This window comes from Streptomyces sp. NPDC054794, from assembly GCF_053611585.1.
In genome coordinates, this window is sequence record NZ_JBSHAQ010000004.1 from 263200 (window position 1) to 282478 (window position 19279).

Annotated in this window: 20 protein-coding genes; 8 read left to right on the forward strand and 12 right to left on the reverse strand. The window is 70.1% G+C overall.

All coding sequences use genetic code 11. The features are described 5' to 3' along the window. Positions 1-10: 10 nt before the first annotated feature. Genes ACWGKT_RS06205 through ACWGKT_RS06215 form a run of 3 tightly spaced genes read right to left on the reverse strand, consistent with a single transcriptional unit; the run spans position 11 to position 3775 of the window. Positions 11-2383 carry an aerobic carbon-monoxide dehydrogenase large subunit gene (locus ACWGKT_RS06205; RefSeq protein WP_453272680.1) on the reverse strand — a complete coding sequence of 791 codons (2373 nt, stop codon included), beginning with the start codon at positions 2381-2383 and terminating at the stop codon, positions 11-13. Continuing rightward, the gene (locus ACWGKT_RS06210; protein WP_356150843.1) at positions 2380-2901 is read right to left on the reverse strand and encodes a (2Fe-2S)-binding protein; all 522 of its coding nucleotides are present in this window, start codon (positions 2899-2901) and stop codon (positions 2380-2382) included. The genes ACWGKT_RS06205 and ACWGKT_RS06210 overlap by 4 nt, the downstream gene beginning before the upstream one ends. A gap of 1 nt (position 2902) precedes the next feature. Beyond that, a complete protein-coding gene (locus ACWGKT_RS06215) occupies positions 2903-3775 on the reverse strand; it encodes an FAD binding domain-containing protein (RefSeq protein WP_356150845.1) in 873 nt (290 codons plus the stop codon). A 165-nt stretch (positions 3776-3940) separates the two neighbouring features. Between ACWGKT_RS06215 and ACWGKT_RS06220 the strand changes: the two genes are divergently transcribed. After that, positions 3941-4897 carry a LysR family transcriptional regulator gene (locus ACWGKT_RS06220; protein WP_453272681.1) on the forward strand — a complete coding sequence of 319 codons (957 nt, stop codon included), beginning with the start codon at positions 3941-3943 and terminating at the stop codon, positions 4895-4897. Between the two features lie 53 nt (positions 4898-4950). On the opposite strand, the gene ACWGKT_RS06225 is transcribed toward ACWGKT_RS06220, so the two are convergent. The 5 genes from ACWGKT_RS06225 to ACWGKT_RS06245 form a co-directional block, all read right to left on the reverse strand. Continuing rightward, entirely contained in the window at positions 4951-5214 is a 264-nt protein-coding gene (locus ACWGKT_RS06225; RefSeq protein WP_356150849.1) for a hypothetical protein, read from the reverse strand. A 52-nt stretch (positions 5215-5266) separates the two neighbouring features. Then, on the reverse strand, positions 5267-6406 hold the full coding sequence (locus ACWGKT_RS06230) for an inorganic phosphate transporter (RefSeq protein WP_356150851.1): 1140 nt from the start codon (positions 6404-6406) through the stop codon (positions 5267-5269). Positions 6407-6789: 383 nt separating this feature from the next. Next, positions 6790-6975 (reverse strand): hypothetical protein, encoded by a 186-nt coding sequence (locus tag ACWGKT_RS06235; protein ID WP_453272682.1) that lies wholly within the window; start codon positions 6973-6975, stop codon positions 6790-6792. Next, positions 6957-7256, reverse strand: coding sequence for a hypothetical protein (locus tag ACWGKT_RS06240; protein ID WP_453272683.1), 300 nt, complete (start codon positions 7254-7256; stop codon positions 6957-6959). The genes ACWGKT_RS06235 and ACWGKT_RS06240 overlap by 19 nt, the downstream gene beginning before the upstream one ends. 22 nt (positions 7257-7278) lie before the next feature. Continuing rightward, positions 7279-7683, reverse strand: a complete 405-nt coding sequence (locus tag ACWGKT_RS06245; protein WP_453272684.1) for a LytR/AlgR family response regulator transcription factor — start codon at positions 7681-7683, stop codon at positions 7279-7281. A gap of 316 nt (positions 7684-7999) precedes the next feature. Between ACWGKT_RS06245 and ACWGKT_RS06250 the strand changes: the two genes are divergently transcribed. Together ACWGKT_RS06250 and ACWGKT_RS06255 are read left to right on the forward strand one after the other, a co-directional pair. Continuing rightward, positions 8000-8362, forward strand: coding sequence for an ATP-binding protein (locus ACWGKT_RS06250; protein ID WP_453272685.1), 363 nt, complete (start codon positions 8000-8002; stop codon positions 8360-8362). A gap of 659 nt (positions 8363-9021) precedes the next feature. Next, positions 9022-10257, forward strand: coding sequence for a BtrH N-terminal domain-containing protein (locus tag ACWGKT_RS06255; protein WP_453272686.1), 1236 nt, complete (start codon positions 9022-9024; stop codon positions 10255-10257). 127 nt (positions 10258-10384) lie between these two features. Here ACWGKT_RS06255 and ACWGKT_RS06260 read toward each other — a convergent pair whose 3' ends face one another. Continuing rightward, on the reverse strand, positions 10385-10930 hold the full coding sequence (locus ACWGKT_RS06260) for a YciI family protein (protein ID WP_453272687.1): 546 nt from the start codon (positions 10928-10930) through the stop codon (positions 10385-10387). A gap of 190 nt (positions 10931-11120) precedes the next feature. On the opposite strand from ACWGKT_RS06260, the gene ACWGKT_RS06265 reads away from it, so the two are divergent. After that, complete coding sequence (locus ACWGKT_RS06265; protein WP_453272723.1) at positions 11121-11882, forward strand: transglutaminase domain-containing protein; 762 nt, start codon at positions 11121-11123, stop codon at positions 11880-11882. 44 nt (positions 11883-11926) lie between these two features. Here the strand turns inward: ACWGKT_RS06265 and ACWGKT_RS06270 are convergent, their stop codons facing one another. Beyond that, a complete protein-coding gene (locus ACWGKT_RS06270; protein WP_453272688.1) occupies positions 11927-12262 on the reverse strand; it encodes a hypothetical protein in 336 nt (111 codons plus the stop codon). 160 nt (positions 12263-12422) lie between these two features. Here ACWGKT_RS06270 and ACWGKT_RS06275 point away from each other — a divergent pair, with 160 nt between their 5' ends. Further along, positions 12423-12680 (forward strand): hypothetical protein, encoded by a 258-nt coding sequence (locus tag ACWGKT_RS06275; RefSeq protein ID WP_453272689.1) that lies wholly within the window; start codon positions 12423-12425, stop codon positions 12678-12680. Here ACWGKT_RS06275 and ACWGKT_RS06280 read toward each other — a convergent pair. Next, positions 12644-13384: an alpha/beta fold hydrolase gene (locus tag ACWGKT_RS06280; RefSeq protein ID WP_453272690.1), complete on the reverse strand. Its 741-nt coding sequence runs from the start codon at positions 13382-13384 to the stop codon at positions 12644-12646. The two genes, ACWGKT_RS06275 and ACWGKT_RS06280, sit on opposite strands and share 37 nt — an antisense overlap. A 333-nt stretch (positions 13385-13717) precedes the next feature. On the opposite strand from ACWGKT_RS06280, the gene ACWGKT_RS06285 reads away from it, so the two are divergent. Next, positions 13718-15979 carry an ATP-binding SpoIIE family protein phosphatase gene (locus ACWGKT_RS06285; protein ID WP_453272691.1) on the forward strand — a complete coding sequence of 754 codons (2262 nt, stop codon included), beginning with the start codon at positions 13718-13720 and terminating at the stop codon, positions 15977-15979. 37 nt (positions 15980-16016) lie between these two features. Next, positions 16017-16853, forward strand: coding sequence for a hypothetical protein (locus tag ACWGKT_RS06290; RefSeq protein WP_453272692.1), 837 nt, complete (start codon positions 16017-16019; stop codon positions 16851-16853). A 59-nt stretch (positions 16854-16912) separates the two neighbouring features. On the opposite strand, the gene ACWGKT_RS06295 is transcribed toward ACWGKT_RS06290, so the two are convergent. After that, positions 16913-17980 (reverse strand): alkene reductase, encoded by a 1068-nt coding sequence (locus tag ACWGKT_RS06295; RefSeq protein WP_453272693.1) that lies wholly within the window; start codon positions 17978-17980, stop codon positions 16913-16915. 234 nt (positions 17981-18214) lie between these two features. Here ACWGKT_RS06295 and ACWGKT_RS06300 point away from each other — a divergent pair, with 234 nt between their 5' ends. After that, positions 18215-18748 carry a MarR family winged helix-turn-helix transcriptional regulator gene (locus tag ACWGKT_RS06300; RefSeq protein WP_453272694.1) on the forward strand — a complete coding sequence of 178 codons (534 nt, stop codon included), beginning with the start codon at positions 18215-18217 and terminating at the stop codon, positions 18746-18748. Positions 18749-19279 lie beyond the last annotated feature (531 nt).

Here is a 19279-nt window from a genome sequence, read left to right on the forward strand (position 1 = left end):
CGCGGGGGCCTCAGGTGATCGCCAGGTCGGGGCGCAGCGGCCGGCCCTGGGCGGCCCGCCACACCGCGGCGGGAGTCAGCGGCATGTCGACATGCCGTACGCCCAGCGGCTTCAGCGCGTCGACCACCGCGTTGACCACCGCGGCGGGTGAGCCGACGGTGGCGGACTCACCGACGCCCTTGGCACCGATGGGGTGGTGCGGGGAGGGGGTGACGGTCTCGCCGAGCTCCCAGGACGGGCACTCGACCGAGGTGGGCAGGAGGTAGTCCATGAACGACCCGCCGAGACAGTTGCCGTCCTCGTCGAAGGCGATCACCTGCATCAGCGCCATGCCGAGGCCGTCGGCGAGCCCGCCGTGCACCTGGCCCTCGACGATCGTCGGGTTGATCCGGTTGCCGCAGTCGTCCACCGCGACGAACCGGCGGACCTTCACCTGGCCGGTGGCCGCGTCCACGTCGGCCACGCAGATGTAGGCGCCGAAGGGGAAAGTGAGGTTCGGCGGGTTGTAGACACAGCTCGCGTCCAGGTGGCCCTCGACGCCCTCGGGCAGCTCCAGGTTGGAGTGCGCCGCGAGGGCGATCTCCGCCATGGTCCTGCCCTGGTCGGGGTCTCCCGCCACGAACCAGCGGCCCTTCTCCCACTCCAGGTCGTCCGGGTTCACTTCGAGCATCGCCGAGGCCACGAGCCGCGCGCGCTCGCGCACCTTGCGGGCCACCATCGCCGCCGCCGCTCCGGACACCGGCGTCGAGCGGGAGCCGTAGGTACCGAGCCCGAACGGGGTCTGGTCGGTGTCGCCGTGCACCACCTCGATGTCGTCGGGAGGGATGCCCAGCTCCTCGGCGACGATCTGCGCGAAGGTCGTCTCGTGCCCTTGGCCCTGCGTCTGTACGGAGATGCGCAGCACCGCCTTGCCGGTCGGGTGCACGCGCAACTCGGCGCCGTCGGCCATGCCCAGGCCGAGGATGTCCATGTGCTTGCGGGGGCCGGCGCCGACCGCCTCGGTGAAGAAGCTGACCCCGATGCCCATCAGCTCGCCGCGCTCGCGCCGCTCGGCCTGCTCGTGGCGCAGGTCCTCGTAGTGCGCCATGTCCATCGCCAGCCGCAGGGCCCGCGGGTAGTCGCCGGAGTCGTACTCCCATCCGGTCTGTGTCCGGTACGGGAACTGGCCGGGCCGCAGCAGATTGCGCATCCGCAGCTCGGCCGGGTCCACGCCGAGTTCGTCCGCGAGCCGGTCGACCATCCGCTCGACCAGGTACACGGCCTCGGTGACGCGGAACGAGCAGGCGTAGGCGACACCGCCGGGCGCCTTGTTGGTGTACACGCCGGTGACGCCGCAGTACGCGGCGGCCAGGTCGTACGAGCCGGTGAAGACGCCGAAGAAGCCGGCCGGGAACTGCGTGGGCTGCGCGGTCGCGTTGAAGGCGCCGTGGTCGGCGATCACCTGGACCCGCAGGCCCCGGATCTTCCCGTCCCGCGTCGCGGCGATCTCCCCGTGCATGTGGTAGTCGCGGGCGAAGGAGGTGCTCATCAGATTCTCCGAGCGGTCCTCCACCCACTTGACGGGCTTGCCGGTGACGATCGACCCGACGACCGCGCACACATAGCCGGGGTAGATGCCGACCTTGTTGCCGAAGCCGCCGCCGATGTCGGGGGAGATGATCCGGATCTTGTGCTCCGGGATGCCGGCCACCATCGCGTAGATCGTGCGGTGGGCGTGCGGGGCCTGGCTGGTGGACCACACCGTCAGTTTCCCGGTGATGGCGTCCATGTCCGCCACGGTGCCGCAGGTCTCCAGCGGCGCCGGGTGCACCCGTGGGTACAGCATGTCCTGCGCCACCACGACGTCGGCGCCCGCGAAGACCTCGTCGGTCTGCTCCTTGTCGCCCGCCGACCAGTCGAAGATGTGGTTGTCGGTCTGGTGCTCCTTGTCGTCGCGGATCACCGGCGCGTCCGGATCGAGCGCCCGGCGCGCGTCGACGACCGGGGGCAGCGGCTCGTACTCCACGTCGATCAGCTCAAGGGCGTCCCGCGCGGCGTACCGGTCCTCGGCGACGACGAAGGCGACCTCCTGACCCTGGAAGCGCACCTTGTCCGTGGCGAGCACCGCCTGCGTGTCGTACGAGAGTGTCGGCATCCAGGCCAGCCCGAGCCCGGCCAGGGTCTGCCCGGTGATCACGGCCTTGACCTTGGGGTGCGCCTCGGCGGCGCTGGTGTCGACGGACAGGATCCTGGCGTGCGCCAGCGGGCTGCGCAGGATGGCGCCGTACAGCATCCCGGGCAGCCGGACGTCGTCGACGTAGGTCCCGTGGCCGCGGACGAACCGCGCGTCCTCCTTGCGGGGCATGCGTCCGAAGCCGACCGGCCGTTCCTGGGTGGTGGTCATGTCCGCACCTCCTCGCGGTCGGGTGCCGACTCGGTGACCGCGTCCGCGCTCCGCTGTCCGCCGCCGTGCTCGGCGGCCCAGCGGATGGAGCGCACGATGTTCTCGTAACCGGTGCACCGGCACAGCTGTCCGGAGATGGCCTCGCGGATGTCCTCCTCCGACGGATCCGCGGTGTGGTCCAGCAGCCAGCGGGCGGTCATCATCATCCCCGGCGTGCAGAAGCCGCACTGCAGCCCGTGGCAGGCGACGAATCCCTGCTGCACAGGATCGAGTTCGGCCCCGTGCGCCAGACCCTCGACGGTCCGCACCTCATGGCCGTCGGCCATCACCGCGAGCACGGTGCAGGACTTCACCGGCGTGCCGTCCAGCCAGACCGCGCACACCCCGCAGTTGGAGGTGTCGCAACCCCAGTGGGTGCCGGTGAGGCCGAGTTCGTCGCGCAGGAAGTGCACCAGCAGCAGCCTGGGCTCCACGTCCCTCGTGTGCTGCTCGCCGTTCACGGTCACGGTGATCCGCATGTCACGCCTCCTGCCCCTGGGCGCGGGCGGCGGCGGCGCGCAGCGCCCGTGTGGTCAGCTCCCCGGCCAGATGCCGCTTGTAGTCCGCCGGGCCGCGCTGGTCGGCCGTCGGCCGGCACTCCCGCGCGGCAATCCGGCCCGCCTCGGCGAAGGCCTCGTCGTCCGGCCGTCCGCCGCGCAGGAACTCCTCGGCCTGCTCGGCCACGAACCGGGGCGCGCCCACCGCGGTCAGCCCGATCCCGGCCTCGGTGATCACCCCGTCGGCGACCTCCAGCACCGCGCCCGAGGCGACGACCGCCCAGTCACCGGCCCGGCGCTCGACCTTGCGGTAGGCGCTGGCGTGCGAACGGATCGGCACCCGGATCTCCACCAGCAGCTCCGCCTGGTCCAGCGCGGTCTCGTACGGGCCGAGGAAGAAGTCCCTGATCCCGATGGTGCGCCTGCCGCCAGGCCCCTGGGTGACAAGGGTGGCCCGCAGGGCCGAGAACGCGGCGGACAGGTCCTCCGACGGATCTGCCTGGCACAGCGATCCGCCCACGGTGCCACGGTTGCGTACGAGCGGATCGGCGATGACCCGTTCCGCATCCCGCAGGATGGGGAAGTGCTCGCCGACGACCGGCGAGGCGAGCAGCTCCGCGTGGCGGACCATCGCGCCGATGGACAGGTCGTGGCCGTCCACCCGGATCAACGCCAGTTCGCGCAGGCTGTTGATGTCGATCAGGGCCTCGGGCTGGGCGAGCCGCAGCTTCATCATCGGCAGCAGGCTGTGACCGCCCGCCACCACCCGGGCCTCGGGGCCGTAGCGAGTGAGCAGCTCGATCGCCTGCTCGACGCTGGTGGCCGTCTCGTACTGGAAGGCAGCTGGAACCTGCATCGGGCCCTCCTGAAACGATGTGCCCGTTGTGAGTTGTGCGGTGAAGCATGTGGGTTCTGCGAGCGATGCTCGTGGGCCCTGCAGTGATGCTGCGCGCTTCCGCACCGGCCATGCAATGGGCCGATAAGCATTCACTTATCCGTCAAAACGCAGGAAAATCGGATAGTGACCGTCACGCAGCTCAGCACCTTCGTGCTGGTCGCCCGGCTCGGCTCGGTCGCCGCCGCGGCGCGGACCCTGGGCGTCAGCGAGTCCGCCGTGTCGCAGGCGCTCACCGCGCTGCGCACGCACTACGGCGATCCACTCATCCGGCGCACCGGCGGCGCTGGCATGCGTCTGACGCCCGCCGGGGCGCGGCTGCTGCCGGTCGCGTCACGGATGGTCGCCTTGAGCGCGGATGCCGAGGCGGCGGTACGGGCGGCTCGGGGTGCGCCCGACGAGCTGCGGGTCGTCGCCACGAGCACACTGGCCGAGTTCGTGCTCCCCTCCCTCATGGAAGCCTTCGCCGACCGTTCGGGCCGCAGGACGGAGACCTCTTTCGGGGTTGCCGCCGGCAACGAGATACGCGTGCTGGTCGAGAACCGGCTGGCCGACGTCGCGCTCGGGCCGTACCTCGGCGCCGACCACGGGGGCGAACTGGTCAGCGAGCCGCTGTTCCGCACCCAACTCGTCGTCGTCACCGGCGCCAGGGCGCCGCGGCCGCCCGGTCCGCCCCGGCAGTGGTCCTGGCTGGTCGACTCCTCCGGGACCGATCCGGACGCGGACTCCGGGCGGCTGCTGCGTCGGCTCGGCGTGGCCGAGGGGCACGTGTGGGTGTTCCCCAACCAGGCCGCCACCTGGGCGGCCGCCGCCGAGGGCGCGGGGGTGGCACCGGCGTTGGCCCATCTGGTGTCGCCCCGCATACGGCGCGAGGAACTGCGCATGCTGGAGACCCCGGCCACGCCGTCCGATGCCACATGGCACGCCACCGCCCTGCGGCCCGAGCACCGTTCCCCGGCCGCCGACGCGTTCCTGCACTTCCTGCACACTCCCGCGGCGACCCGCATCATGCGCGCGCCCGGCGCGGGCGTTCCGCCGTCGCAGTTCCGGCCGCCGGTGTACGTCACGCTGTGGGGCGGGTGACAGGGAGCGGGCCGGCCCTTCCCGGGGGTATGCCGTCCCTCGCGGGCAGGCCGTCACACGCCGATGATCAGGACGAGCCCGTAGGCGGCGACCGCCAGGCACGCGCCGAAGCACAGCACCGCCGCTGCCATGGCGAGCGACCGGTTGGCGGTGCGCGCTTGCCCTCCAACCGCGCTGTCGGCACCGGGCCAGACGGCGATGCCGAGGGAGAACAGCACGACCGCGAGCAGGGTGATGCCGAGGCTCACGGCGAACACGCTGCCGAAGGCGCTCCAGTGGATGGTCATCGCCTGGGTGCTCATGGCCTGGTTGCTCATCGCCCTGCCTCCTTTCGCCGACGGACCGTACGGCCGTCCGCCCGCCGGGCGATCACGCCGCGGTCCGTTCCGTCTGTCCGTACTGTCGGGCAGGCAGTTCGTTGACGTTGTCGGGGGTCACGGGGCGGCGGCGCGACAGGGCCCAGAACCCGGCAGCGGCGGCGGCCGCCGCTGCCGCCACCAGGGCCACGCCCGCGGTGCCCCGGTCGGCGATCCAGGCCGCCGCGCCGCCGACGGCCGCCGCCGCGGGCAGCGTGAGCAGCCAGGACAGTGCGATGCGCCCGGCCACCCCCCACCGCACCTTGGCGAGTTTGCGGCCCAGGCCGGCGCCCAGGATGCTGCCGGTGCACACCTGCGTGGTCGACAGGGGGAAGCCCATGTGGGACGAGGCGAGAATGACGGTCGTCGCGCTGGTCTCGGCCGCGAAGCCCTGCGGTGCCTCGATGTCGGTGAGCCCCTTGCCCATGGTGCGGATGATCCGCCAGCCGCCCGTGTAGGTGCCGAGCGCGATCACCAGGCCGGCGCTGAGCACCACCCACCAGGGCGGCCCGGCGTTGTGGGGGAGCAGCCCGGCGGAGATGAGGGCCAGGGTGATGACACCCATGGTCTTTTGCGCGTCGTTGGTGCCGTGAGCCAGCGCGACCAGCGACGCCGAACCGATCTGTCCCCTGCGGAAGCCGGTCCGCGCCTGGCCGGGAGCCGTCCGCCGGGTGATGACGTAGGCGAAGTAGGTGGCCAGCAAGGACACGAAACAGGCGACGATCGGGGAGAGGATGGCGGGGATCACGATCTTCTCGATGATCGCCCCGAACTGCACGGCGGATGAGCCGGCGCCGACCCACACCGCGCCGATGAGCCCGCCGAACAGCGCGTGCGAGGAACTCGACGGCAGCCCGGCGAGCCAGGTCAGCAGGTTCCACAGCAGCGCGCCGACGAGTCCGGCGAAGATCATGACCAGGGACACCTTGGCGTCGTTCACGATGCCGCCGGAGATCGTCCTGGCGACTTCCGTGGACAGGAACGCGCCTGCCAGATTCAGCACTCCCGCGACGACGACCGCCACGCGAGGTCTGAGGGCTCCGGTGGCGATGGAGGTCGCCATCGAGTTGGCGGTGTCATGGAAACCGTTGGTGAAGTCGAAGGCGAGGGCCGTCAGAATGACCATGATGAGGAGGAACGAGACGGTACCCACTGGGTAACCTCCAGAGGCAGCGGAACCCGCGCCCGCCGTACCGTCTCAGCTCGGACGCGCCTTGCCTCCACGCTAAGCGGCACCTCCCGAGCCCGCGACCGTGAGGGAGCCGCTCAGGTCTGAGGGAGGCACGTCGACCCAACTGACGTGGTCGGTCAGGGGACTACGCTCCCCCGATGGCACCGAGCCGCCGTTGTCCCAGGCCGTCAAGGTCGGTGACTTGCTGTTCTCGTCCGGTCAGGGGCCACTCGACCCTGTCACACACGAGATCTCGACCCTGTCACGCACGAGATACCGGACGACTTCGCCGCACAGGTACGACAGGTGCTGCACAACCTCGTCGCGGTGTTCGAGGCCGTGGGCTCGGCGGGAACACCCGGATGTCATGCGAGACGGCGGGCTTCGGCGGTGACCTCGGCGCCGATCTCCGCCGCCGTCCTGTCGCCGTGTTCGAGGGTGTCGTACTCGACGTCGAGCTCGGCGAGCCGTCGGGTCAGGGCCAGGCCGTGCCCATGGCGGTGGTGGATGCGGCGTACGAGGTCCCGAGGTGTCAGCTCGCCGGCGAGCATGCGGCGTGCGAGTGCCCGCGCGGCGGCTTCCCGACCGGCCTCGTCGCCGATCGGTAGAAGGTGAGGCCGAGTTCGCCGAGTGCCTGCGGGAGCAGTTCGGGTACGTCGTAGTCCGCCTCGGCGCGTGTGCGGGCGGCCAGGATGCGCAGGGCGGGGCTGTCGAGTCCGGCGACGAGCGCGTCACAGGCGGCGCTGACGACGTCGGTCGCGCGGATTTCTCCCACGCTCCAGAGGGCGGCATGGTCCTGCAGAGCGCTTGCTGCTGATTCGGCCGGGGTCACGCGGCCATTGTCCGGGGGCTGATCATCCTTCCGCGGGCCCTTCTACCGGGTCGTCCCGTCGGCTGTCGTCCACCCCGCCGACCGCCGCGCGGATGGCGTCGCCCGACAGGACCGCTTTGGAGACGAAGCCCACCGCGGGGCTCGCCTCGATCAGGTCGGCGTAATCCTCTTCGGCGTGGCTGGAAATCAAGATCACCGGGAGGGGTGCCGGAGCCTCGCGCTGCAACCGGTCGGCCAGATCCAGCCCGCATTCCACCCCGAGGTCGATGTCCACCAGCGCCACGTCCGGCTCGAGGAGCTCAGCCATGCGAACGGCGTCGGTGCCGTTCGATGCCATGCCCACGACGGTCACGCTCTGGTGCTCCAGCAGGCAGCGAGCGGCCCTCAGGAAGTAAGGGTTGTCGTCGACGATCAGGCAGCGAAGCATGCGTCCAGGATCCCAGGGCGGTGCTTGGCGGGCATTCCTGCTGGCTGCATACTCTGTCCGCGCAGGCGGGCGAGGAGGGCTCGCGCCGGCGTCGAGGCGCCCCGCCCTGTCGCCCACCGGACGGTGGCACTCTTCCCGCTGACCGGTAGAGAGGTTGGGCGCTGGCCGCGAAGACGCGTACCGGTGCCGGGCGCGAGAATGGAAGGAACCGGCACGGACGTGCTCCAAGGCCGGGGCGCCGTCGAGGCGCTGGAGGAGGTGATGGGCGATGCCGTACGACTGCGGCAGGCCGATGCCCATATGTCCGTGGAGCCTGGTGCACCGCCCGGAAGCCGCCGCGCAGGCCCGTACGATCGCTCAGGAGTTGCTGACGCGGTGGGGAGTCGCCGGTGAGGTTGCCGACTCGGTTCTGCTGACCCTCTCCGAACTCGTCGCCAATGCCGTACGGCATGCCCAGCCGCCGCTGAGCTTCGGGCTCGATTGCGACCCCGACACCGGGCAGGTGCACGTCGAGGTGGCGAACGGAGGTCCCTCCGACGACTGCCGGGCGGCCGGCCTCGCCGCCGACGAACACGGCCGAGGGCTCCTGATCGTCGACCGCGTCACCGCGGCCCACGGCGACCGGCAGGAAGAGGACCACGCCATCCACTGGGCGGACATCACCTCCACGGCGGCGTGACGCGCCGATCCGCTATGCACTGGTGGCACCTCGTACCGGGGTGGGTGAGTGCTGCCGGTCCCTGGGTGCCGGTCGGCGCCGGGGCGGGTGCGGCCCTCGGCGATGTCGGCGATGTCGGTGTACGGGGAGACGAGCGGCGCGTCAGGGCTGCAGGTGCGTGCGGATGAACGCGGACGCGCGGTCGAGGGCCGCGTCGCCCTCGTCCAGGACTGGTGGGGCTGACGCGGGGATCTGCGGGGTCGGTGTCCCCGGCGTAGTCACGGGCCCGGGCCCCCAGGGCGGTGGTGCGCCCAGAGCTGGCTGCGCACCACCGTCCGCGCCGTCATGGCCGACGCACCCGACCTTCCCGCACGTTCCGTGTGACCGGGCCCGGACCTTGCCGCGGGTTCCCCGTGAACGGGCCGGGACAGTTCCGAACATCCCTGCTCGGGCGCATGCGAGCCGCGGCCGATGGTTGTTCCGGGTTCGGCGGAGGGGTAGCCTCCAGCTGGCGCACCCACCCGCCGGACCCCTGGACCAGGTGCTCACGCCACCAGGCGCCGCAGGGGCAAAGGTGATCTTCTTGTCGCCGTGGGTGACTCCTCTTTCGTTGTCTGCCCTCAGGGTGACGGTGACGATCTGCGTGAGGGCTCGCGCCGACCGCCCCGAGAGGACCGACGATGACCGAGCGGCGAGGGTTCAAGAAGCTGGTGCGCGGGCGGATGGCTCGCACCGGGGAGTCGTACACCACGGCCCGGCGCCACGTGCTGGCCAATGCGGCCAGGGCCGAGTTGCCCGCGTTGCCCGACGGCCTGCTGTACGCGGAGTTCGGCACCGACCAGCACCACGAGGCGTCCCTGATCCGGCACGCGCTGGGCAGCGTCCACGACGAGGCGCTGATCGCCGGGCTGGCCGGAGGCATCGGCTTCATGTACTTCGTCTTCGAGTACCAGGGCAGGCCGCCCCTGCTGACGATCGTCGCCCAGCACCATCCCGAGCCGTGGGTCCCAACGGCCCTGGACCGACTTCATGTGCCGTACGACGTCCAGCACAGCGGCAAGCCCCAGTGGGCCAAGCTGCGCAAAGCACTCGACGCCGGCCACCCGGTGTTCTGCACCGTGGACAGGTCACGGCTGCCGTGGCACGGGATGGAACCGGGATTCGGCACGGACCCCTACACCGTCGTCGTCGCCGGACACGACGGCGACACCCTTTACGTCGACGACGCGTCCGCGGCTCCACACGCCATCGGCACCGAGGAATTCGGCGCGGCCTGGTCGGCCCACAAGAAGGGCCGCCACCAGATGATCGTGCCGACCGGAGGAGCCATCGGTGCCCCGGACATCGACGACGCGATCGCCGCCACCGCGGCACACCTCACCGGACCGGTCCTGGGCAACAACTTCGACGTCAACTTCGGCTTCTCCGGAATGGAGAAGCTCGCCGCGCAGCTGCGCGACACCAGGACCAAGGCAGGGTGGGAGCGGCGCTTCGGCGAGCCGGTGCCGTTCTACCACGGAGTGCGCAGGCTGTATGAGTGCCTGGAGGTGGAGTACACGGCACCGGATGCCACCCGGCCGCTGTATGCCGACTTCCTGGACCTCGCCGGCCGGCCCGAAGCCGCGGCCCTGTTCCGTGAGTCGGCCCGAGGCTGGGAGCGACTGGCCGCGCTCGCCCTGGAGACGGTCTCCGGACTCGGCGCGTACGCGGAGATCTGCGAGCGGCGCATGCAGCTGATCATGTCCCGCGGCGGGGCAGCCGGGGAAGAGATCAGAACCCTCGGCCGACAAGCCAACGCCCTCGCCGAGGAGTACGGAGCACCCGACGCCGAACAGCGCCGGCAACTGTTCGACGAACTCGCCGACATCGTCGACGCGAACACGAGGCTCGAACGGCAGGCTGTCGAACTGCTGTGACGCCGGCTGCCGCAGTCTTCGGCAAGACACTCAGAGACTGCGGCAGTTCCTTTCCAAGGCCCGGCAGGACACGATCACCTGCCGGGCTTGCCTTGTAGGCTCGCCGGCTCGCCGGACGTCTCGGTGCCTACGACCGCCCGCCGAACTGCCAGTTGTGCACCTCGATGTCGGCGTATCGGTCCGGCGTCAGGATGGCGCGTGCCGTCTGCGCGTCAGGTGCCCGGACCAACACCGCCGTACCCAGCCAGGCGGTGCCGTCGTCGGACAGCAGCGGCCCGTAGGCGATCAGCTCATCCCGGTCGGCAGGCACCGCGAGGTCGGCGGCCTGCCCCCCGCCCAGGCCGATCACCAGGTAACGATTGCCGCCGGTCCGGCCGCCGGGGAAGTCCCACATGGTGCACCCCAACAGGTTGCGCCACCGCCGCACCAGGACGTCCCGGTAGACGCCGGCCTGGTAGTTCGGCTCGTCGAAGGCGAACGCGCGGGCGGCGGCGGCATCGGGCAGGTCGACGATGTGCAGGCTTCCCGTGGCCGTGTCGTCGTCGGCGAAGGTCGGACCCCGGGCGATCATCTCCTTCGCGTACTGGTCCATGTAGGACCAATGCTCTTCCAGCAGTTCGGCGCGCAACGTTGCGGAATCGGGCCGGTCGCGGTGGTAGCAGAGGAACTCCATGCGCATAGCGTCGCTTTGAGGGGGTCGCCAGGTCGAGGGGGTTTCCCTGCGGCGGCGACTGCGCGCACTGTAGTTGAACGCGTTCAATTTTCCTGTCACGATACGTCTTGCCGCCCGGAGAGTGCTGGACGAGAGGAACACGGTCATGACGAGCTCGCTTCTCGCGCCGCGAGGCCGTGTCCGCATGCGTATGGCCGACGGGGGAACAGTCACGGGGAGCACGGCGCCGACGCGGATTCTCGACTGGCGGCATCCGAACGTTTCCTCATTGCTCCGGCGGATCGACGTCCCGGTTGACTCGGGGGACTCGGGGGACACTTCGAGTCCCGCCCACCGGATAGCGGCCCTGCGCCAGGCTCACCGATGGATTGCCGCGGTTGTGCAGCCGGTGTACTCGGTTCAGGACGAGCGGCCCGTGTCGGAGGTGCTTCGCCGCCGCCGAGGCTCGTGCAGTCAACGGCTGGCGGTACTGGAATCCGTGGCGCGGGCCTCCGGGGTGCCCACGCGGGTGCGTGGCCTGCTGGTGGACGGGAGGTTCTGGTATCCGCGCTTCCCTCGCTTCCATCGGCTCGTCCCGCACCAAGTTGTGCTCGCATGGCCGGAGTTCCGCCTCGACGGGCCGTCGCTGACCGAACACCTCCCCGCGCCCTGGTTGACGGTCTCGGAACTCTTCGGTGGTCTCGACGAGTTGAGCGAAGACGGCGGTGGTGGCTTCACCAACGTCGGCGCGGAGACGCTCTTCGAGGCGTTGTCCAGGACAGCGATCGACTGGGACGGCGCGACGGTCTGCCCTGCCGTCGGTGCGGCGTGCGATCTCTCGGCCTACGTTCTGGCGGACCTCGGCCACTTCGACTCGCGTGATGAACTCTTCGCCCGGCATGGCCAGACCCTCTGCGGGATGGCGAGACTCCTGGCCGAGCCCATCCTGAGCCGCCGTTCGGCGGGCGCCTAGGACATGCCCGCCGAGTGAGCCCTCGCGTCGGCTGCAGTACCGGGCTACAGATCCACCCGGGACGTCGTCTCTTGGCCCACTCGTCGCAATACGACGTGCGCGGACCTGAACGGCAGGCTGCGCAACGTCGGTTCCATGACCTTGAAGAGCGCGTCGGCGTCGGCCCCGTAGGCGTACAACACCGCCTCGCCGCCACCGAACTCGTTCCCGCCGACCTCGCCTGCTCCCGCCGCATCGACTGCGGCCGCCATGGCCCGCTGAGCGCTGAAGATCGCTTCGCGCTCGGCGCGCGTGCCGTATTCGTCGTCGCTCAGGCGATAGTGAGCGATGACGGCTTCTTCCGGCGTCTCGGGTCCGGGGAGATCGAAGAGCTCGTCCATGGCCGCACCATCTCATCGACCACTGACAACGCGTCCGTTACTGCCGGGTGGTCGGTAGAAGCAACCCTTCCGGATGTGCCGCGGTCTTACCGGGCGTCGTGCCGACAGATTCAGCCTCTGTCGACTCGTACCGGCAAGCCGACTGGAAGGGGCGCCCTCCATGGTGCTGGATCCCAACTTCTGCCTGGACGTTCCGGAGGGTTTCGACGACTCGGACACCGAGACCGGCGTACACCCCATGGCCAGGAAACTGTTCCCCGCCACAAGTGCCGCGGACTCCTTCAGGAAAGCCCATGAGTGGGTGGGGGAACACAACGTCTTCCTGGTCGACGTCTCCTGGGATTTCGCGCACGACGAAGACCGACCCTACTGTCTGAGCATCTACTTCACGTTCGAGCTGGATCCCGGGGGCACCTGACTCGGGGAGAGGCTCTGTTGTGCATACTCCAGTATGCCGGTCTCCCTCAGGCGGGCGGTGTCGAGCGTGTCGTCGAGGATCGCGCTGAAGTCGTGCCGGATGAAGTGAGCGAAGTTGGCGGTGCGTTGGGCGTCGATGGGCTGTGGCGTGAGGTTGGGTTCGACGTCCTTGCTCGACGGGTCGATACCGAGGACCCGGGCGATCTCCGGGAAGACGGCCTTCAGTCCGGAGCGTCGGTACAGGCCCTGCAGCTCGGACAACTCCCCTTCGTGACGGGCGCGTTCGGTCTCCGGCAATAGCTGGGGCGCGACCGGTTCGTGGGCTATGAGGGTGCTGATCCGACCCGGGTGGCGCAGGGCCGTGTGCAGGCCGATGACGGCACCGAAGCTCAGTCCCAGCATGAGGACGGGGGAGTCGGTGAGCTCGGCGAGCAGTCGGTCGACGTCGTCGGCGTGCTCGGCGAGCGTGGCGCCGCGCTCCGGGTCCACGAGCCGGCTGCGGGACAGACCCCGGCGGTCGTTGGTGACCACGGTGTAGGAGTCGGCGAGCCGGGCGACGAGGTCGACGGTGCGGTCGACGTCGCCCTCGCCGCTCTGCGAGATGAGCAGGAACGGGCCGGTGCCGCGGACCTGGTAGTGCAGGACGGCGCCGGGGACGTCCAGGGTGCCGCTCGTCGGGTGTGCGGTGCCGGAACCGGTGGACATGAAGACTCCCTCGTGTGGGCGGACGGGCCGTCCGTCGCGCCGTACGAGAACACCCTCCCGAAGGGACCCACCGGCAAGATCCTCAAGCGGGAGATCGTCCCGCCGCCCGAAACCGGGCGGCCGTTGAACGGCGATCCAGTCGTCCGGGCCCGCCCATGAGGAACAGGAGCCGGCCCTGACGTTTCCGCATCCGGCCAGGGCGATCCGCAGGTCAGACGGGCGGCCGGAACCGTGCGCCGTACACGGGTCACCAGGTGTGCACACCCCTCGGAGTAGGGCGCCAGGGCCGGCACCAGTCGGAGTCAGGCGCGCGGACGGCGTACCGTCTTCAGTGTGGAGCCCACGGCTGACGGACTTCTGTCGCGTGCAGCGCACGAGCTCGGCTCGAAAGCGGACGAGCTGACAGCCGGGGTGGAACGCTGTCTGCGGCAGGAACTTCCCGAACTGTGGGAATACCCGGACGTCATGGCCTCGCAGAACATCGCCGAGCACGTGGACGCCGTGCTGGACGGCCTTGAGTACATCGGCGAGCCGGGCGAGATCCAGCTGCCGGTCGGCGACGTGGAGCGTTCGCGCCGGCTGGCTCGGCACGGGAAGCCCGTCAGCACCGCACTGCGGGCCTTTCGTCTCGCTCAGGGGGTCATCCTCGACAGCCTGCTGGAGGAGTTGCCCCGGCTGACGAACGATCCCGAGTTGCTCAGCGCGGCCACGCGCAAGCTGATCGCGGTGTCGACCGAGTACGTGGACCGTACGTCCGAGCAGGGCGTCGTGGCGTTCCAGGAGGAGCGGGATCGCCGGCTGCGGTGGCAGCTCTCGGTCGTGAACGAGGCGAGCATGCGCATCGGGACCACTTTGCACATCGCCCGTACCGCCCAGGAACTGGTGGATCTCGCGATAGAGCAGTTCGCGGACATGGTCACCGTCGACCTTCTGGAGTCCGTGCTCCATGGACGCGACACCCCGGCCGCGGACCCGCTCGTGGTGCGCCGGATAGCCCAGCGGTCAGCGGTCGACGGTTCGCCGGAACTGACGATCACCCCGCAGCAGCTCCACACCTGCCCGGCCGGATGTCCGTCGGGCCGCGCTCTGGCCACCGGGCAGCCCTCCCGCCACCGCCTCGACGCCTCCCACCTCCCGGATGGCTCGGTCCCGGCCGCCGACCCCAACGTCACCCCCGGTGACCAGGGTATCGACTCGAAGATCGTGGCCCCGCTGCGTGCCCGCGACACCACGCTGGGTGTCGCCGAGTTCTTCCGGCACCGCAGGCCCGAACTCTTCGACGACGCGGATCTGCTCTTCGTACAGGACATAGCCGCCAGGGCGGCGGTGGCCATCGACAACGCCCTGCGCTACACGCACGCGCGTGCCACCGCCCTCACGCTGCAGCACAGCCTGCTCCCGCGGCACGCGCCGCGGCAGTCGGCCGTGGAGGTCGCCTACCGCTATCTGCCGGCCGGCTCCGACGCCGGGGTGGGCGGCGACTGGTACGACGTCATCCCACTGTCCGGTGCCCGCGTGGCCCTCGTCGTCGGCGACGTCGCCGGCCACGGCATTCGCGCCGCCGCCACGATGGGCCGGTTGCGGACCGCCGTACGCACCCTGGCCGACATCGACCTGCCGCCCGACGAACTCCTCACGCATCTGGACGACGTCGTCCTGCGTCTGTCCGCTGAGGCCTCGTCCGAAGCCTCGACGGAAACCCCGACCGCAGCCTCGGCGGAACCCTCCACCGAAGCCTCCACCGAAGCGTCCATCGAGGCTTCCATCGACCCGGACGCCGAGAACGACGGAGACGTGGGCGCCACCTGTCTGTACGCGGTCTACGACCCCGTCTCGCGCCGCTGCACCCTTGCCCGTGCGGGGCACGTGCCACCTGTCGTGGTCCGCCAGGACGGAAACGCGGAACTCCTGGATCTGCCTCCTGGCCCGCCTCTCGGTCTGGGCGGCCTGCCGTTCGAATCGATGGAGTTCGAGCTGTCGGAAGGCAGCCTGATCGCCCTGTACACCGACGGTCTGATCGAGGCCCGCGATCACGACGTCGACGCGGGCCTCACCGCCCTGCGCCACGCCCTCGCTCAGTTCGCTCCGTCCCTGGAGACTGTCTGCGACAGCGTGCTCGATGCGCTGTTGCCCGCCCAGCCGGACGACGACATCGCGCTGCTCGTCGCCCGCACCCGGGCCCTCGGAGCCGACCAGGTCGCCACGTGGGATGTGGAGGCCGACCCCTCGGTCGTCGCCCGGGTCCGCGCGGACGTCTCCCAGCAGCTGAGCACCTGGGGGCTGGAGGGATTCGACTTCACCGCGGCACTGGTGGTCAGCGAGCTGGTCACCAACGCCATCCGCTACGGCCGGTCCCCGATCAAGCTGCGCCTCATTCACGACCGCACCCTGCTGTGCGAGGTCTCCGACGCCAGCGGTACCACTCCGCACCTGCGCCGGGCCAGGACCTCCGACGAGGGCGGACGCGGCCTGCTCCTGGTCGCCCAGTTCGCCGAGCAATGGGGAACTCGCCATGCCCGGCACGGCAAGACGGTCTGGGCGGAATTGAACGAGTCGGCCGCGTTCCCGGAAGTGGGTCTCGTGGAGGGCGTGTAGCCGCTGCGGCGGACCTGACACCGGTCGGCGACTTGCCTTGCAGGGCAACGCGAGTCGCCAGGCCGCCGCGGTCTTTCCGTTTCGGCCCGCAGGGCTGGCCGCCGTCCATCCGATGCTGCGGAACCGGCAGTTCCTCCATGGCGTGATCAAGTCGCCGTCGAGGGGCGGATGGACGCTGGTGATCGGTTCGGGCGGGCGGGGTCACATACCGTTCAGCGCAAGCAATCCGGACAACTATGCGATGAGTGTCCGCTTCTTGAGCGCGCAGGCCGGGATGCGGCGTCACAACCCCACCGACTGGAGCCCCATGCGCTCACGCCAGGGCCTCGCCCTCACCGTCATCGTCATCGCCATGGCCCTGACGGGCGCCTGCGCGGAACAGAAGAATCAAGAAGGGAAGGCCGAACCCGGCAACACGGCCTTGTCGAGTCCGGGCACCACCACACCAGCCCCCTCCTGGGACGGCAAGGAGGACCAAGAAGACGCCATGCGGCGCACCACGCTTGCCCTCAAGGCCGTGCAGCCCGATGGAGCCTCACGCGTGGTCGAGGGCATGGAAAGCCTGGCGCGGGGACTGAAGAAGACCTTCACGGCACAGGGAGACCGTCCCTACACCGTCGATGTCGCCTGCCAGGCACCCGCCCACCGCTCGGTGACGCTGACCCTCGCTCGGGGCGACGCACACAGCGAGTGGGAGGTGACGTGCGGCGACCGCGAGGCGGACCAGTTCAACATCGCCGTCGGCGGGCCCTTCACCGTCAGGATCACCCACGCGGGGCAGGACGCCGAGGGCCTCGTGCTGTGGCGCCTCAACACCGTGGCCCCCCAGGACGTGGACGGATGCGAAGACGACATCAAGGGGTGCGAGGGCTGACAGCCACCCGGGCCGGACCGGTGCGCCGGCCGGTCCGGCCCGGGTGTGCAGGTCACCGGTCAGTCGAGGGTGGGGTAGTCGGTGTATCCGCGGTGGTCGCCGCCGTAGAAGGTGGCCGGGTCCGGCGTGTTGAACGGACCGCCGTCGGCGAGCCGCCGGGGCAGGTCGGGGTTGGCCAGGAACAGCGCCCCGTAGGCGATCGCGTCCGCGCTGCCCTCCTCGATCAGGGCCAGCGCGTCAGGGCCGGTCACATCGGGGTGCGTGAACGGGTTGAGGACGAACGTGCCGGACCAGGCCTTGCGCAGCCGCGCGGTCAGGTCACGGTCCGGCCCTTCCAGCAGATGCAGATAGGCGAGCTCAAGGTCGGCGAGCCGGTCCAGCAGGGTGGGGTACACCTCGCCCGGGTTGTCCTCGGCGATGTCGTTGTACGGGTTTCCGGGCGACAGCCGCAGGCCGACCCGGTGACTCCCGATCGCCTCGGCCACGGCCGTGACCACCTCGACGGCGAATCGGATACGGCCCTCGGTGTCGCCGCCCCAGTCGTCGCCGCGCTGGTTGGTGTTGGGGGCGAGGAACTGGTGGATCAGGTAGCCGTTGGCGCCGTGGATCTCCACGCCGTCGAACCCGGCCTCGATGGCGTTGCGCGCCGCGGCTGCGAAGTCCTCGATCGTCTGCCGGATTTCCGCCTCGCTCAGTTCCTTCGGCGTCACGAAGTCCTTCGGTCCCACGTGGGTGTAGACCTGTCCTTGGGCAGCCACCGCCGACGGCCCCACCGGCGCCAGATCGTCGGGCAGCAGGACCGGGTGGCCGATCCGCCCGGTGTGCATCAGCTGAGCGAAGATCACGCCACCCTCGCGGTGCACGGCGTCGGTCACCGTCCGCCATGCCTGCACCTGCCCGGACGTGTGCAGACCGGGGGTGTCGGGGTAGCCCTGGCCGACCGGCGAGGGCTGGATGCCCTCGGTGACGATCAGCCCGGCACTGGCGCGCTGCGCGTAGTACGTCGCCATCAGCTCCGTCGGCGCGGCTCCGGGCCCGAAGGCACGGCTGCGGGTCATCGGCGCCATCACGACGCGGTTCGCCAGTCGCTTGCCGCCCAGGACGATCGGATCGAAAGCAGTGGTCATGGCCTCTTCCTCGGGTAAGTGCTGCTCAGCGGTGCTCTGTGGTGCGGGCACCTCGCTGCCCGCACCACGATTACCTGTTCGAACAGGTAAACCGCAGAACTTCATTCCCGAGGGCAGATGTGATGCCCGCCACACGCCTCCATCTGGCCATATCGCATGTGGACCTCGACTAGCCGTCGGGCTCACCGACCCGGAGGTAGGATTAGCTTGACCAGGCAGGAAAGTGAGCGGAACATGACGGAGTCGACACCGGAGGCCGGCAGAGGTCCTTTGGGGGCGGGGCAGGACGCCACTGTCCCGGTACCGGCCGCGGCCGCCAGCGGGCCGGTCAGCCACGCGATCTTCCGCCTGGCCCGCCTGCACCGCATGTTCGCGGGCCAGTTGCTGCGCCCGATAGGTCTGCACACGGGTCAGGAACTGGTCATGATGCACCTCTGGGAACTCGGCCCGCAGCGACAGGCCGACCTGGTGCGTCTGCTGGACTCCGACGCCGCCACCATGACCCGCACCATCAAGCGTCTGGAGCAGGCCGGCTTCGTCCGCCGCCGCCCCTCACCCACCGACAAGCGCGCGGCACTCATCGAACCCACGGCAGCCAGCCAGGCCCTGCGCCGCGAGGTCGAGCGGGTCTGGAGCCGGCTTGAGGACCTCGTGACAGGGGGCCTCTCCGCCGAGGAACAGGCCGCGGCCCTGCTCACCCTGGAACGTCTGGAGCACAACCTCGCAGAGGCCGCCGCCGATTCGACAGCCCCGGACGGGGAGGGGTAGCACGAATGCCGAGGCGTTCCGCCGACTTGCTACAACAGAACCGCCCCTGCCTGCGCGCCCACCTGGACCGCCGACCGGGAACACACTGGTGACCCCCGACGACGCCCTCAAGCACGTCAGCTGCATCCCGCGTGAGCGAGCGTTCGGCGGACACGTAGGGTCGGATCGGCTCATCCAGGCGGGGCTGGACGCACTGATCGCCGGAGTCGAGAGCCCCTCACTCGCTCTTCTGGCCGGGCTCCTTCGGAGCGAAGAGCCTGAAGCGTCAGCCCTCTTCAGCCAGGTGCTGGAGGAACTGGGACTGTCTATCGACCCGCCGGCTGAGCCTCGGGCCGCCAAGTGGGCGTTGGCCGAGTGGATCGCCGACGGATCCCTCGATCCCGCCACCCGGCACGCTCCACGTCTGGGCAGACGTCGCTCATGACCTCGACTACCCGGAAGAGCTGCAACCAGGGGCGCTCACTTCGACCTGTTCAGTGAAGTGCTGCAGGCTTCGGGCACGGCCGGTGGACAGGTGGAGGTTGGAAAGTG

What these genes read in the sequence shown, in the direction of transcription:
- ACWGKT_RS06205 (WP_453272680.1), bottom strand. Translation starts at nt 2,383, where the DNA reads ATGACCACCACCCAGGAACGGCCGGTCGGCTTCGGACGCATGCCCCGC.
- ACWGKT_RS06210 (WP_356150843.1), bottom strand. Translation starts at nt 2,901, where the DNA reads ATGCGGATCACCGTGACCGTGAACGGCGAGCAGCACACGAGGGACGTG.
- ACWGKT_RS06215 (WP_356150845.1), bottom strand. Translation starts at nt 3,775, where the DNA reads ATGCAGGTTCCAGCTGCCTTCCAGTACGAGACGGCCACCAGCGTCGAG.
- ACWGKT_RS06225 (WP_356150849.1), bottom strand. Translation starts at nt 5,214, where the DNA reads ATGAGCAACCAGGCCATGAGCACCCAGGCGATGACCATCCACTGGAGC.
- ACWGKT_RS06235 (WP_453272682.1), bottom strand. Translation starts at nt 6,975, where the DNA reads ATGCTCGCCGGCGAGCTGACACCTCGGGACCTCGTACGCCGCATCCAC.
- ACWGKT_RS06245 (WP_453272684.1), bottom strand. Translation starts at nt 7,683, where the DNA reads ATGCTTCGCTGCCTGATCGTCGACGACAACCCTTACTTCCTGAGGGCC.
- ACWGKT_RS06255 (WP_453272686.1), top strand. Translation starts at nt 9,022, where the DNA reads ATGACCGAGCGGCGAGGGTTCAAGAAGCTGGTGCGCGGGCGGATGGCT.
- ACWGKT_RS06260 (WP_453272687.1), bottom strand. Translation starts at nt 10,930, where the DNA reads ATGGAGTTCCTCTGCTACCACCGCGACCGGCCCGATTCCGCAACGTTG.
- ACWGKT_RS06265 (WP_453272723.1), top strand. Translation starts at nt 11,121, where the DNA reads ATGGCCGACGGGGGAACAGTCACGGGGAGCACGGCGCCGACGCGGATT.
- ACWGKT_RS06270 (WP_453272688.1), bottom strand. Translation starts at nt 12,262, where the DNA reads ATGGACGAGCTCTTCGATCTCCCCGGACCCGAGACGCCGGAAGAAGCC.
- ACWGKT_RS06275 (WP_453272689.1), top strand. Translation starts at nt 12,423, where the DNA reads ATGGTGCTGGATCCCAACTTCTGCCTGGACGTTCCGGAGGGTTTCGAC.
- ACWGKT_RS06280 (WP_453272690.1), bottom strand. Translation starts at nt 13,384, where the DNA reads ATGTCCACCGGTTCCGGCACCGCACACCCGACGAGCGGCACCCTGGAC.
- ACWGKT_RS06295 (WP_453272693.1), bottom strand. Translation starts at nt 17,980, where the DNA reads ATGACCACTGCTTTCGATCCGATCGTCCTGGGCGGCAAGCGACTGGCG.
- ACWGKT_RS06300 (WP_453272694.1), top strand. Translation starts at nt 18,215, where the DNA reads ATGACGGAGTCGACACCGGAGGCCGGCAGAGGTCCTTTGGGGGCGGGG.